The sequence below is a fragment of the Viridibacillus soli genome, from assembly GCF_016612995.1.
In the GTDB taxonomy this organism is placed as follows: Bacteria; Bacillota; Bacilli; order Bacillales_A; family Planococcaceae; genus Viridibacillus; species Viridibacillus soli.
In genome coordinates, this window is sequence record NZ_JAEOAH010000003.1 from 14,288 (window position 1) to 37,969 (window position 23,682).

Sequence of the window (23,682 nt, forward strand, 5' to 3'; positions counted from 1 at the left end):
ATAACTTACTTGTCATATCATATAGTTTTTCTATATGATAATACTATTTATAATGCAAAATGAGAGGTTGATCGAATTGGGAGAAGCATTTAAGCATGTAAAATTCAAATCATTAGGAGATTCGGCAGTGATGGTTCAAATCGGAGATTCAATTGATCCCACAAACTGTGCGATTTTACAAAATTTATTAGCATTACTAGAAGATCATCCATTTGATGGTTTTGCAGAAGCTGTTCCAGCATATACTAATATAACTATTTACTACCATCCGTATACCGTTTTCAGAATGACAGGAAATATTACATCATACGACTTCGTATGTCAGTATGTGAAACAGCTAATGACTAAAATGACATCGAATAAACAAACTACACAAAGAGTCGTTGAAATCCCAGTTGTATATGGTGGAGAATACGGACCAGATTTAGAATATGTCGCTAAAAGAAATGGCTTAACAACAGAAGAAGTTATTCAATTACATAGTGCAAACGAGTGCCTTGTCTATATGCTTGGTTTTGCTCCTGGCTTTGCCTTTATGGGTGGTATGAATGAAGCAATAGCAACATCTCGAAAAGATACACCTAGACTAGCCATTCCAGCTCGTTCAGTCGGGATTGCTGGCAAACAAACAGGCATTTATCCGTTCGAAACACCCGGTGGTTGGCAAATTATTGGTCGCACGCCACTCGATTTATTTTTGCCAAAAGAAACGCCTCCTTCCCTTTTGCAGGCTGGTGATTGTATTCGCTTCAAACCAATATCCGACGAAGAATACAAACAATTAAAGGAGACAAGATCATGACAGTTACAGTATTAAAGCCAGGCTTATTAACAACTATTCAAGATACAGGCCGCTTCGGATCACAAAAATTCGGAGTAATCGTAAGCGGAGCCATGGATGCTTATTCACTTAGAATCGCAAACATCCTAGTTGGAAATGTTGAAAGTGAAGCGGCTCTTGAAGTGTCATTATTTGGGACAGTTTTACAATTTAATAATGATCATCTCATCGCACTTACAGGAGCTGATTTAACAGCTACCATTAATGGTGAATCTGCTCCGCTTTGGCGCCCTTTTATCGCGAAAAAAGGCGACATCTTAAAGTTTAAACGGGCACATAAGGGTTGTCGTGCATATGTTAGCTTTGCAGGTGGGATTCACGTACCTACTGTTATGAATAGTAAAAGCACATATTTGAAAGCTGGTATGGGTGGTTTTGAAGGTAGAGCATTACAAAAAAAGGATGAACTAAATATCGGACCTTATACTAAAACAAATCAAGAATTAAGCCAATATGCAAAAAACTTGGACGCTCCTGCTACTTGGTCTGTTAATTACCATGAATTAATATCATTAAATCAACAACAAACAATACGAGTAATCCATGGTACAGAGTGGGATTGTTTTACCGCTGAAAGCCAGCTTCGCTTAACAAATAATCAATATACTCTTTCTACAGAAGCTGATCGAATGGGCTATCGCTTTGAAGGACCAGAGTTATCTTTGATTGAGAAATTTGAGTTGTTATCAGAAGCAGTGACATTTGGAACAGTACAAATTCCACCAAGTGGTAAACCAATTATTTTAATGGCAGACCGTCAAACTACCGGTGGTTATCCAAAAATGGTCCAAGTCATCACAGCTGATTTAGCTAGTCTTGCGCAGTTACAATCAGGGGCTAAGATCCAATTTAAACTAGTATCATTAGAGGAAGCTCAACAAGCGTTAATTGCTAAAGAGCAAAATATAAAAAACATTGCCACAGCGATTCGCTTATCTGCAAAACTTTCATCATAAATAAAGAATTTCGCTGTAGCTTGAACAAATTAATACTATAAACCTCAATATATAGGCAAATAGAAAGAGCATGTATTGATATAAGTTTAATCAATACATGCTCTTATTGTATTTTATTAGTTCTTTCTTTTATTAAAATGATCAACTTTTTTACTACTAGCATTCATAATTCTTTTATCTTAAATACACTGTTTGGGACCTCATTGTAATTCGAAAATGGCTTGCATTTTAGAAATCCAATACTTGCATAAAGTCTCTTATCTTCCCGTTCCCATACACTCCAGAATGTATTTTTTTTTCGATTCCTCAAGATTTAGGGCATGTATACTTTCTGCCGATGAATGTTGCTTCATAATATGAAGATGTTCCTTCAATTACTTAGCCACTATAGATCCAAATAAATCATCAATTTTAATCTCCAGAAAATCACCTCTTAGTCTTTCCCATTTTAGTCACTCCCCTACTGAATTGTTGAAGACGAGCATTAGAATCTATAATAAATTATTAACCACTACCCAAATCAGACAGGTAAGCATTTTCTGTTTAAGGTAAAATGGCGAATGAGCGAACTGGGAAGCCAGACGCCTTCTCAGGTTTTGGTACGATGTTAAAGATAACCGCCCCTTTTGGCGGTAACTGATCTAAATTGGTTAGTAGTTCTACTTGATAAGTATCTTGTTCCAATACATATAGTTCACCAAGTAAAGCATTGTTTTGACGATATAATACGCTAGAATCCGTATCCAATGTTTCATGCCCTACCGCTTTAATATGACGCTCCTCAAATAAGAATTTCAGTGCATCCACTGACCATCCTGGTGCATGTGGGTGACCGTCTGCATCAAAGTTATTAAATGCTTCAATATCAGGCCAACGTTTGCTCCAATCCGTACGAAGAGCTACAAATGTACCTGCCTCGATTTTACCGTGTTCCGCCTCAAATTTAAAAATATCGTCCACTGAAATTGTGAAATCGTTATTTTCTGCTGCATCCTTTGAGTGGTCAATAACAACCAGTGGCAAGGCAAGCTCTTTTAACTCTAATTCTTCTAAATAACGGGCATCACGTACAAAGTGTATAGGTGCATCTAAATGTGTTCCATATTGACCTACAAATGCAAAATTATGTGTTAAAAAGCCGTCTTCATGTGAAAATAAAGTTGTTTTTTCTAACCCTTTAAATGCATTAAAACGTGGTGTTTCCTCCCCGAAAGTATGTGTTAAATCGATCCATTTCTTTTCTTTTAATGTTTGTAGTGCACTGATTAATTCAGTTGACATATCAATCACCTCATCTTTTTATTGAACAAAAAAACCTCTCCATTGATAAGAAGAGGTTGACGATACGTCCATGCACTCTTCTTATCATCAAGCATACGCTTCTGGAATTAGCACGGTACAATGTCCGTTGCTGAGGTTTCAAAGGGCCAGTCCCTCCACCTCTCTGGATAAGAAAAAAGTTATTTTGTTGTTTCTTAATTTACATCTATATGAAGCAAATGTCAATGAATTCCAGAAAATTGTTTTTATACATGTAAAATCCCTATTAATATAGGACTTTTATGAATTGATCAAACCATTTTATTAAACTCTTCACTTGAATATCATACAGAATGGGTAATGCATCACTATTATCAAAAGTATATTCATCATATGCATGCTTATTCCAAGCAACATTTAAGTCTGCCATACTTGCAATATATGTATCCCAGTTACTTAACTTCCATGAATCACGTAATTCATTACGGCTGATGAGACGGTTTAACATCGTTTGCTTATCCACGTGAACACGGATTATTTTAAGATTTGCTTTTTCTAAAATTTTCGCCATTAAGCCTTCATTAATCCAATTCTCATCGTTTAATTCCTTTTCAAATGGAGCAGATAACACAACATCATTGCCAAGCTCAATATTTTCTAGAGCAATACGTAGCATTGTTTGGTATTCAATTGGTCTCACATTGTCCATATAGAAGTCAGATTCGCGGTCATATGGATCATTTGTTGGTGAGCATTCTTTTAAATACAGCTCAGTAAAGGGGCAAGTTACTGTCTCTTTATCGACGTATACGAAATTTTTGTGGTTCGCAATTAACTTCCCAACTGCACTTTTCCCTACCCCTGCAGCGCCTATAACGAATACGATATTTACATGCTTTGCCATTGTCATTACCACCTTAAATGTATGCTTGAACGAGCACATCGAATGCCTATGTTCATATTAAATTTATTGTAATAGAACTGGCAATAAAAGTATATGAAGCGTTAGTAATGAAAAGGGCAAATTGAATCTATAAACAGCTTAATAAATGCAATTTAAAGTGACTATAGACTCAATTAATTTATTGAAAGAACATCTTACTTCCATTATTCATATAAAGCGTTTGATATTGATTCACCGCTTTGGCAAGTTGTTACTACTGCTGTCGAAAAATCATACAAACGACTTCTTGCAGCGGCAAATACCTATAATAGCTTCTAAAATTACTTAAATGACATAAATATTTAAAATATTAAATAAGCGTATTTTTCATAAATATACTAGTTGAAGTAGCATATTTACGTCTTTATGCATTTCTTCGATAAAATCCTAAAATATGCGCGTTGACTGTTATCTGAATTGTTCATATAATTTAGAACATTAACTCACTTGAGATTGGGGATTTTGTCGAATGAAAGATTTTTTTAACAAGTTATTAACTGGTATGAGTATTGGGATTATCGTATCCCTCATTCCAAACGCATTAGTGGGTGAAATATTAAAATTGATTATTCCGCATGTTCCGATATTACAACATATTTTAGATATATCTGTACTCGTCATGAGTATGTTACCTGTCATTATTGGGGTAACTGTGGGTTTAACTTTTAAATTAACTCCGATTCAAACCGCAAGTGTCGGGCTTGCCGCTATGGTAGGTAGCGGTGTCGTACAAATTTCGACTGAAGGTGCTATGATGCTAAGTGGTATTGGTGTCGTTATTAATACAGGTGTTACAGCGGGTTTAGCTGTCCTTTTCGTAAAATACATTGGTGCACGCTTAAAAGATTATACGATTCTACTACTGCCAGCATTAACAATTTTCGTTCCAGGTTTGATAGGGTTTATGTTATTACCATATGTTCGCACTGGATCGGGCTATGTTGGTGTTGTGATCGATCAAATTACGCTTTTACAACCTATTATTATGGGCGCAACAATCGCAGTGATCTTCTGTATTTTGATTTTGTCCCCACTTTCTACTATTGGTGTTGCGACTGTTATTATGCTATCTGGTATTGGAGCAGGCGCTGCTAATTTAGGTGTCGTTGCATCAGGTGTGGGTATGTGTATTGCAAGTTATAAAGCAAATTCTCTCGGCACTGCACTAGCACATGTATTGGGTTCTCCTAAAATTCAAATGCGTAACTTCTTTATGAAACCTAGTATTGCCTTACCGATGATGATTACAGCTGCTATACTTGGTGCTCTTGCTGGGGTTGTAGAAGTCACAGGAACTCCAATTAGTGCAGGATTTGGACTAGCTGGCTTAGTTGGCCCACTGAACTATATCAATTTAGCAGAGGGTGGCTGGAATCTACACAATATTACTGTGATGTTGGGCATGTTTTTCGTACTACCAATCATCTTAAATATCATGTTGCTTCGCCTATTTGAACGTAAATTTAAATTAATTACAGCTGAAGACTATAAAGTTCACATTGAATAAAAAAAATATAAAGGTCGCCCAAAACTTCGGGGTGACCTTTTTTTACAAATTCCCCCATATTTTAGGAAGGTGAAAATCCTGCAATCTTGCTGAGAATTCCTCGGTAGACAACGGTTTACTGAAGTAAAATCCTTGTACAAAGTCACAATTATTATCAAGAATAATAGATAACTCTTCCTTCGTTTCAACGCCTTCTGCAACAACAAGCATATTGAGTGCATGTGCTAATTTGATAATTGCAGTAACCATTGCCACATCACTAAGTCCCGGTTTTAGGCCTCGAATAAAGGACTGATCAATTTTTAATATATCAATTGGAAATTTTTTTAAATAGCTGAGTGATGAATAACCTGTCCCAAAGTCATCTATAGCGATCATGACACCTAAATCCTTTATTTGATTGAAGGTTTCAATCAATTGCTCAGTTTGATGCATTAAGCTCATTTCTGTAATCTCTAACTCTAAATTTTTAGCAGGTAAACCTGTTTCTTGTAACACTCCATGTAGTCGTTGTACAAATGTTCTTTCCTTTAAATGAATGGGAGAGATGTTCACCGACACACGAATATCAATGCCAAATTCATCGAGCCACATCTTCATCTGCGTACAGGCCCTCTTTAAAGCCCACTCTCCAATGACACTTATCAAACCACACTCCTCTGCAAATGGTATAAACTTCTCCGGTGAAATAAAGCCATAATCTGCATCATACCAGCGAATTAAACCTTCCATACCCATTAACCGATTCGTTTTCAAATCGAATTTCGGTTGATAATATAGCTCAATTTGGTTTTGTTTAATGGCATATCTCAGCTTTGTTTCTAGTATTAGCAATTGATCATGGGCGATATTCATCGAATGTTCATATTGTACATAGCCACTGCCTTTTTCTTTCTTCGCCTCAAGCAAAGCAACATTGGCGAATTTCACTAAATCCTCCGGCGTTTGTGCGTCAATTGGGCATGAACTAATTCCAATACTAATAGAAGAATATAATTCATATTGCTCAATTAAGAAACTATCTTCAAAAACAGCCATTATTTGATGTGCTTTCCATAGCGCTTGCTCCTCATTCTTCATAATAATGGCGAATCTATCGCCACTATATCGAAACAATGATTTCTCATCAACGCCAAGTCTTTTTAAGCGAGTGGCTACTTCTATTAGAAATAAATCACCTGTTAAATGACCAAAACCATCATTAATTTGCTTGAAGCGGTTAACATCCATCATTAAAAGAGTCAATGAAAGGCCATCTTTATTTGTATCTTTAAACGAATCTGCTAAATAAATATGCATCATACGGCTATTTAGTAACCCTGTTAATTCGTCATGATAGGCTAAGAACTTAAATTTTTTAATATTTTTTTGTTCTGTGACATCTGTGCGAATGGCTACATATTGATATGGAACTCCTTTAGCATTTAGGAATGGAATTATTGTCGTTTGAACCCAATATAAACTGCCATCCTTTGCACGGTTGCAAATATCGCCACACCACATTTCGCCATTGCCAATCGTTCGCCACATTTCTTTGAAATATGCTTTAGAATGGTGGCCTGAATTTAATAAACGATGATCCTGACCAATCAATTCACCTTTTGTATATTTAGATATAGCACAAAAGTGATCATTCACAAATGTAATGACACCGCGATTATCGGTAATTGCAACGATAATAGATCGATCTAATGCATGCTTGATATCTATTAATTGCTGGACTGTATATGTATCAGCAGATTGATTCTTTTGTGTCGCTTGAATATGGTTCATATAATCCTCACTCCTAATCGATTCCGCATTATTCGAGCATTTTCTCTTATAATTACATTTTACCATAACCAATATAAGGGTATTATTCAATATAAAACAAAAGGTCAAAGTGCCTATTTGGGAAAAAAATCAGTAAAATTGTTAATGAATAATTAAAATGTAACAATCAAATTTTTACATCATTAACATAGTATTTATATTATTATCAGTGTATTTCAGCCTATAAAAATACAGGTTAATTACTATAAATTAATTCAAATTCATCAATATTCAACTATATTAAAGGTACTAATTATAGATAGTTTATTTGAATTGGTCTTAAAAAAAGTATTCAGAGAATAATTGGATAATATTGCGAATTTTATAAACAAATTTAATATATGAAATTCTTTTTTATAAAGGAGCCAAATTTTATTAAACGGATATTTAGGTACTATTAACTACTCTATTGATTGTTCTATCATCTCACAATTAGTTTACATAATTATATTATGTAAACTAATCAAAAAGAAAGACCATCAATGATGGTCTTTCCTGCTATTTATGCCATTCCTCTGAAAGAATGCTATAAACAGTATGGTCTACATAATGATCATATAGCCATTCAGATTGACGACTAATACCTTCTACAGTGAATCCTAGTCGTTCTGGTATGGCTCTACTCCTCTTATTTTCAACGGCAGCACGAATTTCTATTCGATTTAACTGTAGATCAAGAAAGGCATGATTGATAAGTGCACGGACGGATTTCGTCATTATGCCTAAACCTTCATAGTCCTTTGAAAGCCAATATCCGAGACTAGTCGACTTATTTTGCCAGTTAATTTGATGAAATCCAATAACTCCAACTATTTTTTCTTTAAAAACAATAGCTGCTTGGAAGCCGTCATTATTACTAAACTGCTTCAATGAGACCCGAATAAATTGCTGTGTATCCGCAATACTTTCATTAGAATCTATGAAAGGTAACCATTCTCTCAAACTTACTGCTGAGCTCTTCGTAACGGCAAATAGTTCAGCTGCATCATATTCCTGTAGTAATTTTAGCTTTAGATCGTCATCAACTTTTACTGTAAACATTAATCCCCCTTCTAAGTAATTTGAATTATACTATTTTTAGAATAATGTGCAAATAGTTGTAAAAAGAAAGGAAATACCTCTATTTATTCCATAATAATTATAATTTCTTTAATAGAATGAATCTAAATAAGCTGATTAAACGGATTGTTTTCGATTACTTGTTGGATTTCTTTATCTTCCACATGCGTGTAGATTTGCGTTGTAGAGACGCTGGAGTGACCTAGTATCTGCTGGAGGCTTCGTATATCAGCACCGCTTTTATACATCATCGTAGCAGAAGTATGGCGTAACTTATGTGGTGTTAGCTTTGTTTTATTCAATCCGGATTGCTCGTTAATCTCTTTCACGATCTTGGCTACACGTTGTCTAGTAAGGCGTGTTCCTTTTTGAGAAAGGAATAACGATTCGTTCATATCAGCACCTTTAATAGCATAGCGCTCTTTTTTGATATAGCGAGACAATGCATTTTGGCAGGATTCATTTAAATAGACCGTTCTTTCTTTATCTCCTTTGCCCGTTACAGTTAAATAATCCCCTTGAATAGAATCTAAGTCCAATTTACACAGTTCCGTTACCCGGATGCCTAGATTTAAAAAGAAAGTAATCATGCAAAAATTACGATAATAATGTGTGGATTCTTTAATCCCTCCTATGAAAACCTTCGCTTCATCCATCGTCATATAAATAGGCTGACGCTTACCAACTTTCGGTGATTCGAGTTCATCAGCTGGATTTTCTTCTATTAAATGACGTTTCGATTTCAAGTATTTAAAAAAGGATTTTAAGGTAGCACCTTTCCGCGCTCTTGCATGTGCGCTATTTTTCCGTTGTTCCTCACAATATTCTAAAAACAAATACATATCTTCTAATGATATTTCACGGATAAAATCGATTGTTAAATCTGATATATCTATTTGATTGATCAACTTAATATTAATATCTTGCTGCACTGCTTTTAAAAAGCGGAAAAACAACGTTAAGTCATATTCGTATTCTTCACGCGTTCTTTTTGATTTTCCTTTGATTGTTGTTAAGTAAACGAGGAAATCTCTCATTACTTTTGGGTATGTAGTTTGCAAATTCAGCACCTCTTATACTGCTATTTTAACATAAATAAGGTTCCCAAATGTGTATTTGGGAACCTTATTTAAAAAACAAATATTTTCATATAATTTGCGGCTTAAATTGCTCGCCTTTTTTACATAAATTAGGATGCTTCAGATTCGCTCTCAGACGATTCGAGATGTATCAATACGCATAGTTGTATCTCTCGATTCGTTAAAAATTTATACGTTTTCTCCACCTAGTTTTATGTAAAAAAATACAAAAAAAAGACAAACTACTCAATATTAGTTAATAACTATTTTATTTTCTATATATATATCGTAAAATAAAATATTGTTATAGTTGTAAAATTTTATAAATATTAGCTTTGATATGGTTGGATAACTGCAAAATGAGGATGAAGCAGAAATTACATAGTACCTTAAAAGAGGAAGAAGATTTTAGAGCGTGATTAAATAGGGAAGCCTAGTGCAGATAAAACGATTAATAGGGGTATATTTCTATATCGGCGATTACGACTCTACAATTGAGTTAGTCTCGGAGTATGAGACTAACTCATACAACAGAGAGGAATCTTTCAAGATTAGCATTCTCTGTTCATGATATTCATAGTGATGATGCAGCTGCCAATCACCTATTATTAAAAGCTATTTAATTAGCAATGAAGTTGAAGTAGGAACGCTCCATATGTAATTGTTTTAAATTACAAAACAGTATAATGCCAAACACCATCCTGAATTGTTTTCAATAAATGCCCCTTCTCTTCTAAATAATCTAAGTAGCCAATCACTTCTGACATCACAAGAGAAAATTCTGTATTGAACTTATTACGATATAGTTTCTGTGCGATTTGTTTAGGTCGCTCTATTCCCTCTTCAATAACATGATATAAGCGCTCCGCTTTACGATGCATCTTCTCAAGCTTTTGCGCAATAACTGTTTGATGGTCCTCAATTATTTCTTGATGGCCAGGAAACAATAAATCTATATCAAGTTGCTGAATCCGTTCTAGTGATTTTTTATATTGTCTTACAGTGTGCAGGCGATTGCCCTTTACATTTGGATCTACAATAGCATTTGTTGCAGTTGTTTGTAAAACAACATCCCCTGCAAATAACCACTTTCTCTCCATGTCATAAAAACTAATGGAATCAGCGGAATGCCCCGCTGTTTCTACTACTGTCATACCGAGAATTTCATCACCTTCTATTAGTGGCCGAATAGTGGTCTGGATAGCATATTCTTTTTGCTGTTCAATTGTACGCTGTAATTTTTTAAGGCGTGGTTTAGCATCATCAATGCAGCCCATTTCAATGTAAAGTTCAGTAAAGAAATTTTTCCGCATCGTCAAAAATTCCGAATCTACCATTAGACGTGGAATAGCTTCCGGATGTGCATATACTGGTATATCTTTTTGTTGTAAAATCCAATTGACTAGTCCTATATGATCTTCATGATGATGTGTTAATAGAATTCGAGATAGATCGGATATGAGAAAACCATTTTCCGCTAATGTTACGATTAACGCCTGTTTATATTCCTCCGTATGTATTCCAGCATCTATTAACGATAGTGAATCTCCATCCTGCAGTAAAAAGCTATTAATCGTGCCCATGTTACCGTAACTTGTAGGCATTAGTATTGGATACACAGTACGCCCTTTTTTCGTAATTTTAGCCAAAGTTATCACTTCCTATTTCGAATTAGTGTCAGTATCTTCTATATTATAGGACTATCATACATTTGAAAACGATCTTCTGTTGCAAAATTCAACTATGTCTCAAACCACAATTGGTAGATGAAAAATGACAAAGGAGCAGCTACTGTTAAGTAAGCTGCCCCTTTTTATAGTCCGTAACGATAAAATTTCTTATCTACCTCTAACAATGGAAATGCTGGCGGAAGTTCGGATGCAGTTATTTCCATAAAGCCGTTTTTTTCATAAAAGCGATGTGCTGCTAGAAATTGTGGTGTTGTTCCTAAAAAGATTTCTATTGCATTGTGGTATTTAGCCCAAGAAATAGCTGTTTCTAGTAACAATTGTGCTGTTCTATAACCTTGACCACGGAATTGTTTTGCAACGAACATTTTCTTTAATGCGAGCTGATTATTTCCTATATCATACAAACTAATTGTACCAATCACTTTATCATTTACTGTCGAAATCCAAAAATTCCCCTTACCTACTTGATATTCCATCTCTATTTGCAGTAAATCAGGTTACTCTTCAATGGTAATTGGTACATTGTACTCGTTTTGTTGGATATTTAATATTAGCTCGATGACTTGTCTTTGAAATGGAGCTGAGTATGGCTGAATAATAGGTGATCCGTGCATTTTTAATTCCCCTCACTTTAATTTCCTTTTTTCAAAATATATAAAGTGCCTAAATGCTCATTAAAAATCGCTATTGTATATTCATACGTATCGCTTTTCATAATTTCTGCAATAGTATCGTCATTTTTATCATTTTTAAAGAAGTAGTTTCCCGTTAGTTCATCTACAGGTAGAGTATGTTTAATCTGTTTCGCTACTAGTTGCCGCAAGTCTTCATTAGCAGGTAATGTCTTCCAACTCTCATGTTCTGCAATCGATTCTTTAAATTTCTTCACCTGTTTCGGTTTCAAATGATATTCCACATAAAATTCCCCATTGTTTTTGAAGAGCTTATGTCTATCATTTTTCGATACTAATACCGCTCCCTTTGGAATTTTCGCTTCAATCATTCGTTCTGCATGCCTTGTAATATCAAAATGCGCAACTAAAAAATAATAACCGATAAGCACGAAAATCAATAATGATCCTGATAATAAAATTATCTTTTTTGACAATAAAACCGCCCCATTTTAAACTGACATATTAAGTTGTTTTTTTATATTGATAGTATATCATTTCATCGCCCACTTGAAACCCAGCATCTGTAAATACATCCAATTGTTCAGCTTTGTCCAGATACATCTCTGTTTGCGTAAACTGAGGATATGAGAAAATGTGCTGCAACGATTCATAGATTAACTGTGCACGCTTTTCATTTGGTAAGTCAAGAAATGTATAATGATGTATTTCACCTAAAAAATACATCGCTTCAACCCTCACATATACATACCCCAAAATATCTTCTATTTCATTTATGTAGAAAAGTAATTTTTGGTCCTCATTTAGAGTAGCCGCAAATTGAAACCATTGCTCCTCATCAATTTGTAGCAACTGGCAAAAAGATTTATGAAACGGATGAACATTTGAATGAATCTTAGTGGAATGATCTCTATTAAATGTACTTACAAAATTTTTTAGTGCTTTTATCATAATCATTCGTTTCACTTCAATGGCCTGTAACTTTAATAAGAATTTCCGAATACTGTAGTTGTTTGTATTTACTAGGAATTCAAATGATTGCAGTGATGCTGGAACGTTCCTATTTAGTGCAAACCACATTTCCTCGACTAACTGTGGATATTTGTCAGGATATTTGACAAAAGGGCCACATACTTTCGCTTTGTTTAATGTTGAATAGATATCAAAGCCAAGTGCACCAATGATCTCTCCTTCATCATAAGCGACAATAAAAGACTCCTCTAAAGTTAAATCGGAGAAAAAGTATGTTAGCTTCGAGTGAATGGTATGCCGTTCTAAACTACAAAAGCCAATATGATGCTCTTGTTGATTATTCATCATTTCTAAAAAAACTGTTAATAATGGAATATCCTTTGGTTGTTGTATTTGTACCGTCATATGATTTAATCTCCCAGAGCGCCAATGGATATCAACCTTTTACAACCTCAATCATAATTTTAGTGACGTAGTTTTCTAAGTCATTTACAGATACTGCATCTAAAATATATTCCTCGTATGAATAGCCATTTAATTGTAAATGTTGTTCTTTACTATACGCAATCATTCGATCATAAGTTTCAAAAATATTCATTTCATCTCCGATATGATATCCGACGATATATAGACCCTTTGGTTTCTTCCATAGGTTTTCTCCTTGCCAGCTGTTTTTCATTTTCGTATATAGAAATGAATAATTTTCAAAATCGCGCTCCATCATTTTATCTCTATGAAGCATACCACCAATTGGATGACCAGTATATAGTTCGTAATTATCGCTATAGTTGATAAAGTTTGAAACCGTTTTGAGAAATACCTTATCCGATGTATCTAAAGTACTTTCGCTTATTAATAGATTTTCTTCTTCTGAATGGACTACCGTGATATTCTCAAAGTCTGTTTGAAGTGCATTTTTTGTTATGGCTATTTTCGTATCAAGGATTTTCCTTAGATGCGCAAGGTTATGAATTTTTTGCTCGATGAGCTGAGATTGCTGTTCTAATAATTCAATCGATTCAATTGGCGTTTTATTTTGTAAAAAAGCTCTTATCTCTTTTAACGGCATTTTCAGCTCTTTTAAAAGCTCAATAACAGCAAAAACTTCATATTGTTGGTAAGAATAATAACGATACCCTTTTGCTGTTTTAATCTCTGGTGTTAATAGGCCAATTTCATCATAGTGAAAGAGAGTTTGTTTTTTTACACGACAAATCTTTGCGAATTCGCCTGTTGTAAAATATTTACGTAAATTATCACTCATTTTAGTTCACCTCCTTGACTATACGGTTACCATATACCTTATGATGTTACTATACCATAAAAAATGGTTAGTAAAAAGACTTGTCTAGACTGAAAGGAACTGATAGTCATGAGTATAGAGATTCATGACGTAACAAAAGAAAATGAAAAGGCCGTCTCGCAATTATGTGTGGCGAAAGAACAAAAAAGATTTATTGAAACACCTGAAGAATGCTTACAAGAAGCTAAAGATGATTTACATTATCACCCTGTAGGATTGTATGCTGATCAGCAGTTAGTTGGATTTGCGATGTATGGATTTTTCCCACATGAAGACGAAGGTCGTGTATGGATTGATCGCTTCCTCATTGATGCCAAGTTCCAAGGTCATGGATTTGGCAAAAATATGCTACAAGCGTTAATCACAAAGCTCACTGAAGAATATAAATGTAGAAAAATTTACTTAAGCGTCTACGAGGATAATCCTAAGGCGATTTACTTATATCAAAAGTTCGGATTTCAATTTAATGGTGAACTTGATGTTCACAACGAGAAGATTATGGTTAAAGCAGTATAGCTTAACCCCACATTATAAACGGATATGTGTGCTTCTCGATTTTAAGGAGTATTAAGATGTCAGAGTCAACTTTCAATTTGCAAAATAGACCGGTGCCAAAGGTTTTTGCATCTTATTTAGTCCCTTCTCTTTTAGGGATGCTGTTAATGGCTATAAATATTTTGGTGGATGGTATATTTGTTAGTAATGGTATTGGACCTGAGGCATTAGCAGGCGTTAATATTGCGGTACCCATTTTCTCTATTCTATTGTCGATTTCTTTGTGGATTGGGATGGGTGGTGCAACCTTGTATTCTATCTCACTCGGTCAAGGAGATACCAAAAAAGCGCGTTCGATTTTCACGCAGTCATTCGTTTTAGCCGTATCAATTGTCGGTATTTTAGTGGCTCTAAGCTTATGGAAACAAGAAGAGATTGCTTATCTATTCGGAGCAAGTGACGTAATATTCCCTTATGTAAAAGATTATTTGCATATCATATTATTATTTGGGATTGTTTATGTGCTGGAGAATATTCTTAGTATCTTCATTCGTAATGATGGTAATCCAACACTTGCTATGATTGGTTTAGTTACAACTTCAATATTAAATATCGTTTTCAACTATATTTTTATTTTCATGATGAATATGGGTGTTGAAGGAGCTGCTTATGCAACCGCGTTCTCAACGATAATTGGACTATTTGTGTTACTGTATCATTTCGTACGTAAAGAGAGTGTCCTACGTTTTGTGAAGTTCTCACCTGATCGTAAAATAGTAAGTGAAATTTTGAAAATCGGCTCACCAAGCTTTGTCGTAGAAGGATCTGCTGCTATTATTGTCGTTGCTTATAACATTACATTTAGTCATTTTGTTGGTGAAATAGGGGTAACAGCCTATGCCGTAGTAAACTATTTACACGTTGTTTTTTTAATGATTTTCATTGGAATTGGTGCTGCCCTACAGCCAATCGTAAGCTTTCATTTTGGTGCCAAATTATTTGACCGTTTACAAGCATTTCTGAAACTAGGTTTGATAACTGGTGTTGGCTTCGGTGTTGTCATATTACTCATGGGCTGGTTTTTAGCCGATCCAATGATTGCATTATTTGGAGTGACAGACCCTGAAGTTACTGCTTTTACGAAAGAAGGAATTTCATACTTCTTCATCGGTTATTTATTTTTAAGCTTTAATTTGATTATGGCTGAATATTATCAATCAATCAAACGGATTCGATTGTCGATGATCATTATCATTTTGAGAAGCTTAGTATTGTTTTTACCGTTATTATGGATTTTACCTACGTATTTTGGACCTGAATATATTTGGTTGGCATTTACTTTAGCCGAAGGAGTAACAGGAATTGGATTATTTATTGGAAAAAAAGTGTTTCGTAATATCTCCCCAGAGAGAAATTTAAATGAAAATAGCGCTCATTCCGTTATTTCATAATAAAATCTATCAAATTGCTCGCTAAAACTTATATTTACTAATTAATAAAACTATTTACCTATAAAACAACAGAATATAGTGGTTTTTTTACATTAGTTAAATGTTCAAGAGCCTTTCCCATCATTTATATCCTAATTTCCGCCATCTTAATCAGGTGTTGAAATTAGGATATTTTTGATTTATACAGAAAAAAAACAACATAATATAGAAATATTTTATTTTTCTAATAGAAAAGCATTGCTATTTTAAAGAGATTTGAATATGATTATCTAAAGGGTTTTTGATAATCACTACTAACTCTTATTTTTCAAAAAGGGGGATTTATAATGGATCATAAGCTTGAAAGCGTTCTCAACTCAGCCAAAAATTCAGATTTTTCTGAAAAAACAAGTAAAAAACGTGACAAAAAGATTACTGCTGATGACTATGTAGCAATTGCAGGTAGTCCAGAATTCAAGTCGTTGGTGAAAAAGAAAAATTCATTTCTCGTTCCGGTTTCGATCTTTTTCTTACTTTTCTATTTCACTTTACCGATTTTAACGTCATTCACAGATGTGTTAAGTGTCAAAGTAATTGGTGACATCACATTAGTATGGATATTTGCATTAGCACAATTCATCATGACATGGACTTTATGTATGATTTATGTGAACAAAGCAAACAAATTCGACAAAGAAGCAGAATCAATTATTGAGAAGGTAAAGGGTGGTGATTTCTAATGGGTATGAGTATTGTCGGTATTTCTTTCTTCGTTGCAATAGTAGGTTTAACACTATTCGTTACATACTTAGCATCGAAGCAAACAAACTCAGCTAGTGAATTCTATACAGCAGGTGGTGGTTTAACAGGCTGGCAAAATGGTATTGCAATCGCTGGTGACTACTTATCAGCAGCATCATTCCTAGGGATTGCAGGTGCAATTGCCCTATTCGGATTTGACGGTTTCTTCTATAGTATTGGTTATTTAGTAGCTTACTTAGTTGTATTATATATCGTAGCAGAGCCATTACGAAACCTTGGTCGCTATACTCTAGCGGATATGATTACTGCTCGCTTTGATCAAAAGAAAGTTCGCGGAGCTGCCGCGGTAAGTACAATTACTATTGTATTATTTTACATGATTGCACAGCTAGTTGGTGCAGGCGGACTTATTCAATTATTATTAGGCATTGATTATTGGGTTGCTGTACTTCTTGTAGGTGTTATGATGACGATCTACGTTCTTTGGGGCGGGATGGCTGCAACAAGTTGGGTACAAATTATTAAAGCCGTATTACTAATGATTGGTACAGTGATTATTTCAGTTATGGTCTTATGGAAATTCAACTTCAACATTATTGAAATGTTCAACACGATGAAAACAGCAACACCACATGGTGAAGGTTACTTAAATGCTGGTGCAAAATATTCAAACGGCATTGATACAATGTCAATGATGATTGCCCTAGTTCTAGGTACTGCTGGTTTACCACATATTTTAATGCGTTTCTTCACTGTAAAAGATGCAAAAACTGCACGTAGCTCAGTTGTTTATGCTACTTGGATCGTTGGTATTTTCTATATCTTAACTATTTTCCTAGGCTTCGGTGCTGCTGCATTCGTTGGTTCTGAGAAAATTATTGATGCAAACGCTGCTGGTAATATGGCTGCACCACTTCTAGCGCAAGCTCTTGGTGGCGACATGTTAATGTCATTCATCTGTGCAGTTGCATTCGCAACAATCTTAGCGGTAGTAGCAGGTCTTGTATTATCTGGTGCATCTGCATTTGCTCATGATATTTATGGACAAATCATCAAAAAAGGTAAAGTAACAGAGAAAGAGCAAATGAAAGCAGCGCGCCTTGCTTCAATTGGCGTATCTGTATTCTCTATCATCTTAGCTTTAGGTGCTCAAACAATGAACGTTGCGTTCTTAGTATCTTTAGCGTTTTGTATTGCGGCAAGTGCTAACTTACCGGTTATCATTTACACAATCTACTACAAAAAATTCAACACAACTGGTGCATTAGCAGCTATGATCACAGGTCTGGTTTCTGCTCTTGTTCTTGTAGTATTAAGTCCAAACCTTTGGAACCCAGATGGTTCAGCTATTTTCACGGGAACTGCATTATTCCCACTGACTAACCCTGCTATCATTTCTGTTCCACTTGGCTTCCTTGCAGGATGGATTGGCTCACTAGTTGGTGCTAAATCTGACGCTCGTAAATACGCTGAAGTTACAGTTAAAGCGAACACTGGCTTAAAATAATCTATCTTTCAACTTACGGAAAACTGCTTACTAGCTTAGCTAGTAGCAGTTTTTTGTTGTATACACTTAATCTTAGTTGACAGCTCATCCGAGGATTATTTACGAGTTTCATTTCATCATGACACTACTACGACAAATGTAATTTCCAATTTTTATAGGAACATTAACATTAGAAAATGAGATGTTTTTATCCTACATAAACTACATTCTCTACTTCCCTTTTATAGTTCTCTTCTCACTACTTGCAATACCCATTATTCAATTGAAAATTTATCATAATCACTTATATCTGTCATAATAAAAGAAAACACATCAATCGATAAAGGATTTTGCTCATGAAAAATACAACAGGACAAGTAATACTGACTGCAGTAATTGCGATTTGTGGCGTATTATTATTTCAACTGATTCATGCACCGATTCCCTATTTACTTGGTCCGATGACTTCGGTATTAATCGCTACTAAGGTATTTCATCTACAACTTAAATGGCCCAAGACTTTCCGTGACGCAGGTTTACTAGTTATTGGTTATTCACTTGGAAGTACTTTTACAGCAAAGATTTTATTTGAAATGGCACTGCATGTTCCAGTGATGTTTGGTATTACTACTTTTACATTTGTTATAAGTATTGTTTTTGCATTTATTGTCTCTAAAGTTGGTCATATGGATTATCCTACTGCTTTGACAAGTAGTGTACCTGGTGGACTATCTCAAATTCTTATTTTTGCAGAAGAGATGGATGGTATTGATATGACAACTGTCACTTTTTTTCATACCATTCGAGTTATAATGGTCGTTTTTTTAGTACCAATGGTATTGTACTTACCATGGATTCAATCTGGATCCTCTAATAATATTGTTACAGAAGCAGTTAATCCTATTAACTATGGTACATTAGCTATTTTCGCCCTTCTTTGCATTTTAGGAATGAAAGTTTCAAAAAAGCTACATATCCCTGCCCCATATATACTTGGTCCGATTATTGTTACACTCATTTCTAACTTAACATTTATACAAGCCTCACCATTGCCTATTGGAGTATTAAGTCTCTGTCAATTGCTTATTGGTACACATATTGGCTTATTGTTAAAACCCGAGAATTTATATTACAAGAAGCAGATATTTACATTAGCCTTTGCTAGCAGTCTATTACTAATTGGGGTTACTTTTTTATTAAGTATTTTTGTGATGGTGCGTTTAGAGAATACATCTATATTGACAGGATTCTTAAGTTTAGCACCAGGTGGCATGGATCAGATGGGTATCATAGCGCATGAAGTCGGAGCAGATGTCTCTACGATAACCATTTATCAAGTGTTTCGCATGCTTTATATCTATATACTCATTCCACCGTTTTTGACTTTTGTATTGAAGCGTTATCGAAACAAAAATGCACACAGTTAATAACACCGTCCATTTATTCGGACGGTGTTTAAAAATAATTTTTAAATTTTATCAAATACTCAAATAATAACAACACTTTATGGTTACCTTATTTGTATGAAGTAACAGCTTCAGCAAAAAAGGAGAGAAATTCATGAAAATTAAGAAATTTATTGGATTATTCGCAGCAACTGCTTGTCTCTCGATAGCCGCATACGCTTCCCTGGCCCAAGCACCACAAAAAATGCCCGAAAACAAACTGGTAGCAACAACAGCAAAGCCTATTCAATGGTCTTATGAAGGAGAGACCGGTCCGAATAAATGGGCAAATTTAGATCCATCATTTTCAATGTGCGCCAATGGAAAAGAGCAATCTCCTATCGACATTGAACTTGAAGATGTGAAGTTGGATAAAAGCATAGGAGATATCAAAATAAATTATCAGCCTACAATATTTACGATCATGAATAATGGACACACCATACAAGCCAATGATGTTTCCAGAAAAAACTCAATATTAATAGACGGTGATGAATACACATTGTTACAAATGCACTTCCATACGCCAAGTGAGCATAAAATTAACGAACAACATTATGCTATGGAAGGGCATTTTATTCATGAAAATAGCGAAGGAAAGCGAGCTGTTCTCGCGGTTCTTATCGAAGCCGGTAATGAAAATAGGGCATTGGCTGAAATGTGGTCAAAGCTGCCACCTAAAGTAACAGAAGCAGATATTCCTTTAAACAATGCCATAGACCTCGCTAACTTATTACCTGATGATAAGAAAGTATTTCGATATAGTGGTTCCTTAACTACTCCGCCTTGTTCAGAAGGTATTAAATGGTCCGTTTTGGAACAAAATATTGAAATGTCGCAAGAACAAATTGACGCATTTAGCGCCATATTCCCACATAACAACAGACCTATTCAACCTCTCAATAACAGAGAAGTTTTAAAAATGCCGTAATAAGATAAAGATTTGTAACTGAAACAACTTTCTTCTGAAGAAAACATTTACATCTCATGATAAGTGATTAAACTGTGCACGTATCATGAAAAAAATGAAAACACCTCCAAGTTGAAATTCAGGTATATGTACACCAAATCAACTTGGAGGTGTTTTTATACATGCCTCATTTTAATAGTTTCAAGTACTATCAAGTGTGTTGATTAGGGATCAGAAGAAATCATTAATCAGTTATGTATAGGTAAGTCTCCTGGTTTAACTCCATTCTTTGACTCCCTTCATGTACATATGTTTTTGCATTTGAAGTGTCAATACTATTATTAGGACAATAATCAATTAAACAATCACCTAAATTGCAATATTAAATGCAACAAACGATAAATCTTGATAAACCGGTATTTTCTATACATATGGCATGAGAGTTTGGACATAGAGATACTAACTCGCTACTTTACTTGGAGTGGCGGGCATGATAGCCTTTGCAGGCCCAAGTCAGTATCATTGAGCTGGCTTCATGGCTTGGAACTTATGCCCGCAGAGGCTCCATGTCAAGTAGCTGAAGATGGTACCCTGCCTATCAACCAATCAAGAGAGAGAGTTCCTCATGGAAACATTCTTCAGGTGTTCGGTATCCAAGAATTTTACGTGGCAGTTGGTTACACCATTTTTCAACGTGTGAAATGGTCTCCTCGGCAATTGCCTTTCCTTTGGGAATGAAACGTCGAATTAACCCGTTATGGCGCTCATTTGTCCCTCGCTCACAGGACGTATAGGGGTGGGTAAAGTAGATGTCCGTATCTTCTTTTTTAGTGTAGAGTCCAGGTCCATTGTCGGCAGTAATTGTTTTGAACGCTTTTGAAAAGTTCGGACCACATTCTTTTTGAATGAATTGATAGCCTTACTTACAGCTTCACTTGCTTTACCTGCAATCTTCATAATAATTTCTTGGCGTGTTTTGCGTTCTGTAAGCGTTAAGAGTACAGAATCTTTACTTTTCTTACCAATCACTGTATCAATCTCCCAACGTCCGAAATCTTCACGTTTATTTATTCCAGCTGGACGGTCTTCAATACTACGGCCGAGTACACGTTTATTTTTACGAGAACGTTTTTTCTTGGTGTTCAGTCGAGTTTTCATCGGCAAATCTATGTTTCTAATGTTCATGAAGCCTTGTTCGATATAATTATATAATGTCTTGGAGCATAAGGTAGGTCCTTCAAATAGTTGATGTAATAGATATTCGTCGAAAAGACAATCACTCAGCGCTTGCAGACTTTCTGTTTCCTGTAGCTAAGAAAAAAGCAGTAATTTTAAGAATGAATCCGTCGTAAATTTTTTCGTATAAGCATCTAATTTCATCGTTTTCACGTTTTCTTCAAAAAGTTGAAGATTTATGGGTAAAACCATTGTCCATATGTAGTTCCTTTATTAGTGGATATGGACGGGTTACCACCTGATTTTATCCGTTATAAAGGACTTTTTTTATACACAAAACAAGATTATTGAACATTTTGAGTATTTTTAAAACTAAAGTTATTTTAATGCAACGCTAGTGTGTTAACAATTAGTATTATGTTGAAAGAGTTAAATGTTGATTTTTTAGCAATAGGTCACCTTTCCTCTTGCTGTTTTGATTAAAATAAAAATGCCCTCCTAGATTTTCTTTGGAGAGCATTGTAATTAATTTGTTTTCTAATCCCTTGTTATAGCCTGTCTGTTTCTCTGTCCATTGAACACCCTTATTTCCAGGCCAACCTGAAGTATTAGCAACATGTTTTAATAGCTCTAGTCCTTTTAATTTTTGCTATAAACCACGGTTGTATGCATTTGTCGTATTAGATATTGCAATTCGTGTATTGGTTTACGTTGGTCATATGCATATTTTACAAGATATATCCATACTATTAAAACCAAAATAAATACTCCAATTATTATTAATGATCCTCTCATCCATGTCACCTCACTTGTCCGTATCAAAGATTGTTACTAATAATCATATTCGTGGGGAATGTACTCGTAATCGTTTATCATTTGATTATTCTCTTTTTCATTAATTACTGATACCCCTTCAGCCGGTTTTACATTACTATTTGTTGTGACTTCTCTTCATCAAATAAAAAGAGAATCCTGTTAGCACAGAGCTTCTGTATTATTGTCAGCCTACAAGCGTGCGTCTTTTTGGAAATTCAGGTGAAAATGGTCAACATCCTGATAAACACCAAACTCATATCCTTTTTCTTTATAATATTTGATGATTTCTGGAAGTGCTTGTAATGTTTGTGGCTTTTCATGTACAAGAATGACCTCCACGTCATCTGTTGTTCCCTTTTTAATATTTTCTACAATTTGATTAGGATTATCTTTTAGCTCCCAATCACGAGAATCAATTGTCCAATCCCAAACTTTAATACCAGCTTCTACAATTTGGTCCCGAATTTGTTGGTCTTTCAATCCCGGTGCTGAACCATATGGAGAACGAACCAACGTAGGATTTGTGCCTGTAATATTACGGATAAGCTCTAATGCTTCTTTCATCTCTGGTACAAATTGCCCATCAGTGTATAACCTCTTACTATCATGTGTCATACTATGTCCACCGATATAATGACCTTCTTTTATCGCTCGTTTAACATTTTCTTGGAACCCCGCATTTTGTAGGTTTTTTCCTATCATAAAAAATGTTGCTTTGACTTTTTGCTCTTTTAATACATCTAAAAATTGACCTGTCAATGTACTCGGCCCATCATCGAATGTTAAATACACTACTTTCCCTTCTGGCTTTCCATCAGGTTTTTTCTTTTTTTCATGCTCTATTTTTTCTTTCTCTTTTGGTTGTTCCAGAGCTCCTTCACTATTTTCTTTAACTCCCTCTTTTGCAGAAGTAGAATTGAATTTGCTTATTGAAAAATACACTAAAAATGCTGTTGTTAGAAGAATTCCTAATGATAGTACGGTCTTAAATATTCTCTTTTTATTATTTCTTGATAGTTTCATTATTTATCTCTCTCAATCGGTTGTATATGCAGTATATATAAATTGAACTTTACAAAGGTGGCAATGAAGAAATGCCGTTGTTAT

At 34.9% G+C, this 23,682-nt stretch carries 20 protein-coding genes, 3 pseudogenes and 1 riboswitch; of the genes and pseudogenes, 9 read left to right on the forward strand and 14 right to left on the reverse strand.

Features of this window, described 5'->3' with window-relative positions; all coding sequences use genetic code 11:
* The first annotated feature begins 52 nt into the window (after window positions 1-52).
* Window positions 53-802: a 5-oxoprolinase subunit PxpB gene (gene pxpB / locus JFL43_RS01995; protein ID WP_200747982.1), complete on the forward strand. Its 750-nt coding sequence runs from the start codon at window positions 53-55 to the stop codon at window positions 800-802.
* Entirely contained in the window at window positions 799-1,797 is a 999-nt protein-coding gene (locus JFL43_RS02000) for a 5-oxoprolinase subunit C family protein (protein WP_200747712.1), read from the forward strand. Before pxpB ends, JFL43_RS02000 begins: the two co-directional genes overlap by 4 nt.
* Window positions 1,798-2,340: 543 nt before the next feature.
* Here JFL43_RS02000 and JFL43_RS02005 read toward each other — a convergent pair.
* Together JFL43_RS02005 and JFL43_RS02010 are read right to left on the reverse strand one after the other, a co-directional pair.
* Window positions 2,341-3,078, reverse strand: coding sequence for a cyclase family protein (locus JFL43_RS02005; protein WP_200747713.1), 738 nt, complete (start codon window positions 3,076-3,078; stop codon window positions 2,341-2,343).
* A gap of 78 nt (window positions 3,079-3,156) precedes the next feature.
* A riboswitch (SAM riboswitch) is annotated at window positions 3,157-3,252 on the reverse strand.
* Window positions 3,253-3,343: 91 nt separating this feature from the next.
* The gene (locus tag JFL43_RS02010; protein ID WP_200747714.1) at window positions 3,344-3,961 is read right to left on the reverse strand and encodes an AAA family ATPase; all 618 of its coding nucleotides are present in this window, start codon (window positions 3,959-3,961) and stop codon (window positions 3,344-3,346) included.
* A 508-nt stretch (window positions 3,962-4,469) separates the two neighbouring features.
* On the opposite strand from JFL43_RS02010, the gene JFL43_RS02015 reads away from it, so the two are divergent.
* A complete protein-coding gene (locus JFL43_RS02015; protein ID WP_200747715.1) occupies window positions 4,470-5,507 on the forward strand; it encodes a PTS transporter subunit IIC in 1,038 nt (345 codons plus the stop codon).
* A 42-nt stretch (window positions 5,508-5,549) separates the two neighbouring features.
* Here JFL43_RS02015 and JFL43_RS02020 read toward each other — a convergent pair whose 3' ends face one another.
* The 8 genes from JFL43_RS02020 to JFL43_RS02055 all read right to left on the reverse strand — a co-directional run bounded on the left by JFL43_RS02020 (window position 5,550) and on the right by JFL43_RS02055 (window position 14,016).
* A complete protein-coding gene (locus tag JFL43_RS02020; RefSeq protein WP_200747716.1) occupies window positions 5,550-7,280 on the reverse strand; it encodes a putative bifunctional diguanylate cyclase/phosphodiesterase in 1,731 nt (576 codons plus the stop codon).
* A 537-nt stretch (window positions 7,281-7,817) separates the two neighbouring features.
* The gene (locus JFL43_RS02025) at window positions 7,818-8,360 is read right to left on the reverse strand and encodes a GNAT family N-acetyltransferase (protein WP_200747717.1); all 543 of its coding nucleotides are present in this window, start codon (window positions 8,358-8,360) and stop codon (window positions 7,818-7,820) included.
* Window positions 8,361-8,482: 122 nt separating this feature from the next.
* Window positions 8,483-9,439: a tyrosine recombinase XerC gene (locus JFL43_RS02030; protein ID WP_325166623.1), complete on the reverse strand. Its 957-nt coding sequence runs from the start codon at window positions 9,437-9,439 to the stop codon at window positions 8,483-8,485.
* A 689-nt stretch (window positions 9,440-10,128) separates the two neighbouring features.
* Window positions 10,129-11,106, reverse strand: a complete 978-nt coding sequence (locus tag JFL43_RS02035) for an MBL fold metallo-hydrolase (RefSeq protein ID WP_200747718.1) — start codon at window positions 11,104-11,106, stop codon at window positions 10,129-10,131.
* A 164-nt stretch (window positions 11,107-11,270) separates the two neighbouring features.
* Window positions 11,271-11,624, reverse strand: a complete 354-nt coding sequence (locus tag JFL43_RS02040; protein WP_234447559.1) for a GNAT family N-acetyltransferase — start codon at window positions 11,622-11,624, stop codon at window positions 11,271-11,273.
* Window positions 11,625-11,779: 155 nt separating this feature from the next.
* The gene (locus JFL43_RS02045; protein WP_200747719.1) at window positions 11,780-12,256 is read right to left on the reverse strand and encodes a hypothetical protein; all 477 of its coding nucleotides are present in this window, start codon (window positions 12,254-12,256) and stop codon (window positions 11,780-11,782) included.
* Window positions 12,257-12,284: 28 nt separating this feature from the next.
* Window positions 12,285-13,157, reverse strand: coding sequence for a hypothetical protein (locus JFL43_RS02050; protein ID WP_200747720.1), 873 nt, complete (start codon window positions 13,155-13,157; stop codon window positions 12,285-12,287).
* A 31-nt stretch (window positions 13,158-13,188) separates the two neighbouring features.
* Entirely contained in the window at window positions 13,189-14,016 is an 828-nt protein-coding gene (locus JFL43_RS02055) for a MerR family transcriptional regulator (protein WP_200747721.1), read from the reverse strand.
* A gap of 108 nt (window positions 14,017-14,124) precedes the next feature.
* On the opposite strand from JFL43_RS02055, the gene JFL43_RS02060 reads away from it, so the two are divergent.
* The 6 genes from JFL43_RS02060 (at window position 14,125) to JFL43_RS02085 (ending at window position 20,604) form a co-directional block, all read left to right on the forward strand.
* The gene (locus tag JFL43_RS02060) at window positions 14,125-14,571 is read left to right on the forward strand and encodes a GNAT family N-acetyltransferase (protein WP_200747722.1); all 447 of its coding nucleotides are present in this window, start codon (window positions 14,125-14,127) and stop codon (window positions 14,569-14,571) included.
* 56 nt (window positions 14,572-14,627) lie between these two features.
* On the forward strand, window positions 14,628-16,001 hold the full coding sequence (locus JFL43_RS02065) for an MATE family efflux transporter (protein WP_200747723.1): 1,374 nt from the start codon (window positions 14,628-14,630) through the stop codon (window positions 15,999-16,001).
* Between the two features lie 326 nt (window positions 16,002-16,327).
* Window positions 16,328-16,720, forward strand: coding sequence for a DUF485 domain-containing protein (locus JFL43_RS02070; protein WP_200747724.1), 393 nt, complete (start codon window positions 16,328-16,330; stop codon window positions 16,718-16,720).
* A gap of 5 nt (window positions 16,721-16,725) precedes the next feature.
* Complete coding sequence (locus JFL43_RS02075; RefSeq protein ID WP_200747983.1) at window positions 16,726-18,249, forward strand: solute symporter family protein; 1,524 nt, start codon at window positions 16,726-16,728, stop codon at window positions 18,247-18,249.
* Between the two features lie 335 nt (window positions 18,250-18,584).
* Complete coding sequence (locus JFL43_RS02080; RefSeq protein WP_200747725.1) at window positions 18,585-19,655, forward strand: AbrB family transcriptional regulator; 1,071 nt, start codon at window positions 18,585-18,587, stop codon at window positions 19,653-19,655.
* A 133-nt stretch (window positions 19,656-19,788) separates the two neighbouring features.
* A complete protein-coding gene (locus tag JFL43_RS02085; protein ID WP_200747726.1) occupies window positions 19,789-20,604 on the forward strand; it encodes a carbonic anhydrase in 816 nt (271 codons plus the stop codon).
* Between the two features lie 577 nt (window positions 20,605-21,181).
* Here JFL43_RS02085 and JFL43_RS23625 read toward each other — a convergent pair.
* From JFL43_RS23625 to JFL43_RS02105, 4 genes and pseudogenes are all read right to left on the reverse strand, one after another.
* Window positions 21,182-21,828 (reverse strand): annotated as a pseudogene (locus JFL43_RS23625) (IS30 family transposase); the annotation flags it as partial.
* Between the two features lie 69 nt (window positions 21,829-21,897).
* Window positions 21,898-22,043 (reverse strand): annotated as a pseudogene (locus JFL43_RS02095) (DUF4372 domain-containing protein); the annotation flags it as partial.
* Window positions 22,044-22,267: 224 nt separating this feature from the next.
* Window positions 22,268-22,465, reverse strand: a pseudogene (locus JFL43_RS02100) (invasion protein); the annotation flags it as partial.
* A 299-nt stretch (window positions 22,466-22,764) separates the two neighbouring features.
* Window positions 22,765-23,598 carry a polysaccharide deacetylase family protein gene (locus JFL43_RS02105; protein ID WP_200747727.1) on the reverse strand — a complete coding sequence of 278 codons (834 nt, stop codon included), beginning with the start codon at window positions 23,596-23,598 and terminating at the stop codon, window positions 22,765-22,767.
* Window positions 23,599-23,682 lie beyond the last annotated feature (84 nt).

What these genes read in the sequence shown, in the direction of transcription:
- pxpB (WP_200747982.1), top strand. Translation starts at nt 53, where the DNA reads ATGCAAAATGAGAGGTTGATCGAATTGGGAGAAGCATTTAAGCATGTA.
- JFL43_RS02000 (WP_200747712.1), top strand. Translation starts at nt 799, where the DNA reads ATGACAGTTACAGTATTAAAGCCAGGCTTATTAACAACTATTCAAGAT.
- JFL43_RS02005 (WP_200747713.1), bottom strand. Translation starts at nt 3,078, where the DNA reads ATGTCAACTGAATTAATCAGTGCACTACAAACATTAAAAGAAAAGAAA.
- JFL43_RS02010 (WP_200747714.1), bottom strand. Translation starts at nt 3,961, where the DNA reads ATGGCAAAGCATGTAAATATCGTATTCGTTATAGGCGCTGCAGGGGTA.
- JFL43_RS02015 (WP_200747715.1), top strand. Translation starts at nt 4,470, where the DNA reads ATGAAAGATTTTTTTAACAAGTTATTAACTGGTATGAGTATTGGGATT.
- JFL43_RS02020 (WP_200747716.1), bottom strand. Translation starts at nt 7,280, where the DNA reads ATGAACCATATTCAAGCGACACAAAAGAATCAATCTGCTGATACATAT.
- JFL43_RS02025 (WP_200747717.1), bottom strand. Translation starts at nt 8,360, where the DNA reads ATGTTTACAGTAAAAGTTGATGACGATCTAAAGCTAAAATTACTACAG.
- JFL43_RS02040 (WP_234447559.1), bottom strand. Translation starts at nt 11,624, where the DNA reads ATGGAATATCAAGTAGGTAAGGGGAATTTTTGGATTTCGACAGTAAAT.
- JFL43_RS02050 (WP_200747720.1), bottom strand. Translation starts at nt 13,157, where the DNA reads ATGACGGTACAAATACAACAACCAAAGGATATTCCATTATTAACAGTT.
- JFL43_RS02055 (WP_200747721.1), bottom strand. Translation starts at nt 14,016, where the DNA reads ATGAGTGATAATTTACGTAAATATTTTACAACAGGCGAATTCGCAAAG.
- JFL43_RS02060 (WP_200747722.1), top strand. Translation starts at nt 14,125, where the DNA reads ATGAGTATAGAGATTCATGACGTAACAAAAGAAAATGAAAAGGCCGTC.
- JFL43_RS02065 (WP_200747723.1), top strand. Translation starts at nt 14,628, where the DNA reads ATGTCAGAGTCAACTTTCAATTTGCAAAATAGACCGGTGCCAAAGGTT.
- JFL43_RS02070 (WP_200747724.1), top strand. Translation starts at nt 16,328, where the DNA reads ATGGATCATAAGCTTGAAAGCGTTCTCAACTCAGCCAAAAATTCAGAT.
- JFL43_RS02075 (WP_200747983.1), top strand. Translation starts at nt 16,726, where the DNA reads ATGAGTATTGTCGGTATTTCTTTCTTCGTTGCAATAGTAGGTTTAACA.
- JFL43_RS02080 (WP_200747725.1), top strand. Translation starts at nt 18,585, where the DNA reads ATGAAAAATACAACAGGACAAGTAATACTGACTGCAGTAATTGCGATT.
- JFL43_RS02085 (WP_200747726.1), top strand. Translation starts at nt 19,789, where the DNA reads ATGAAAATTAAGAAATTTATTGGATTATTCGCAGCAACTGCTTGTCTC.
- JFL43_RS02105 (WP_200747727.1), bottom strand. Translation starts at nt 23,598, where the DNA reads ATGAAACTATCAAGAAATAATAAAAAGAGAATATTTAAGACCGTACTA.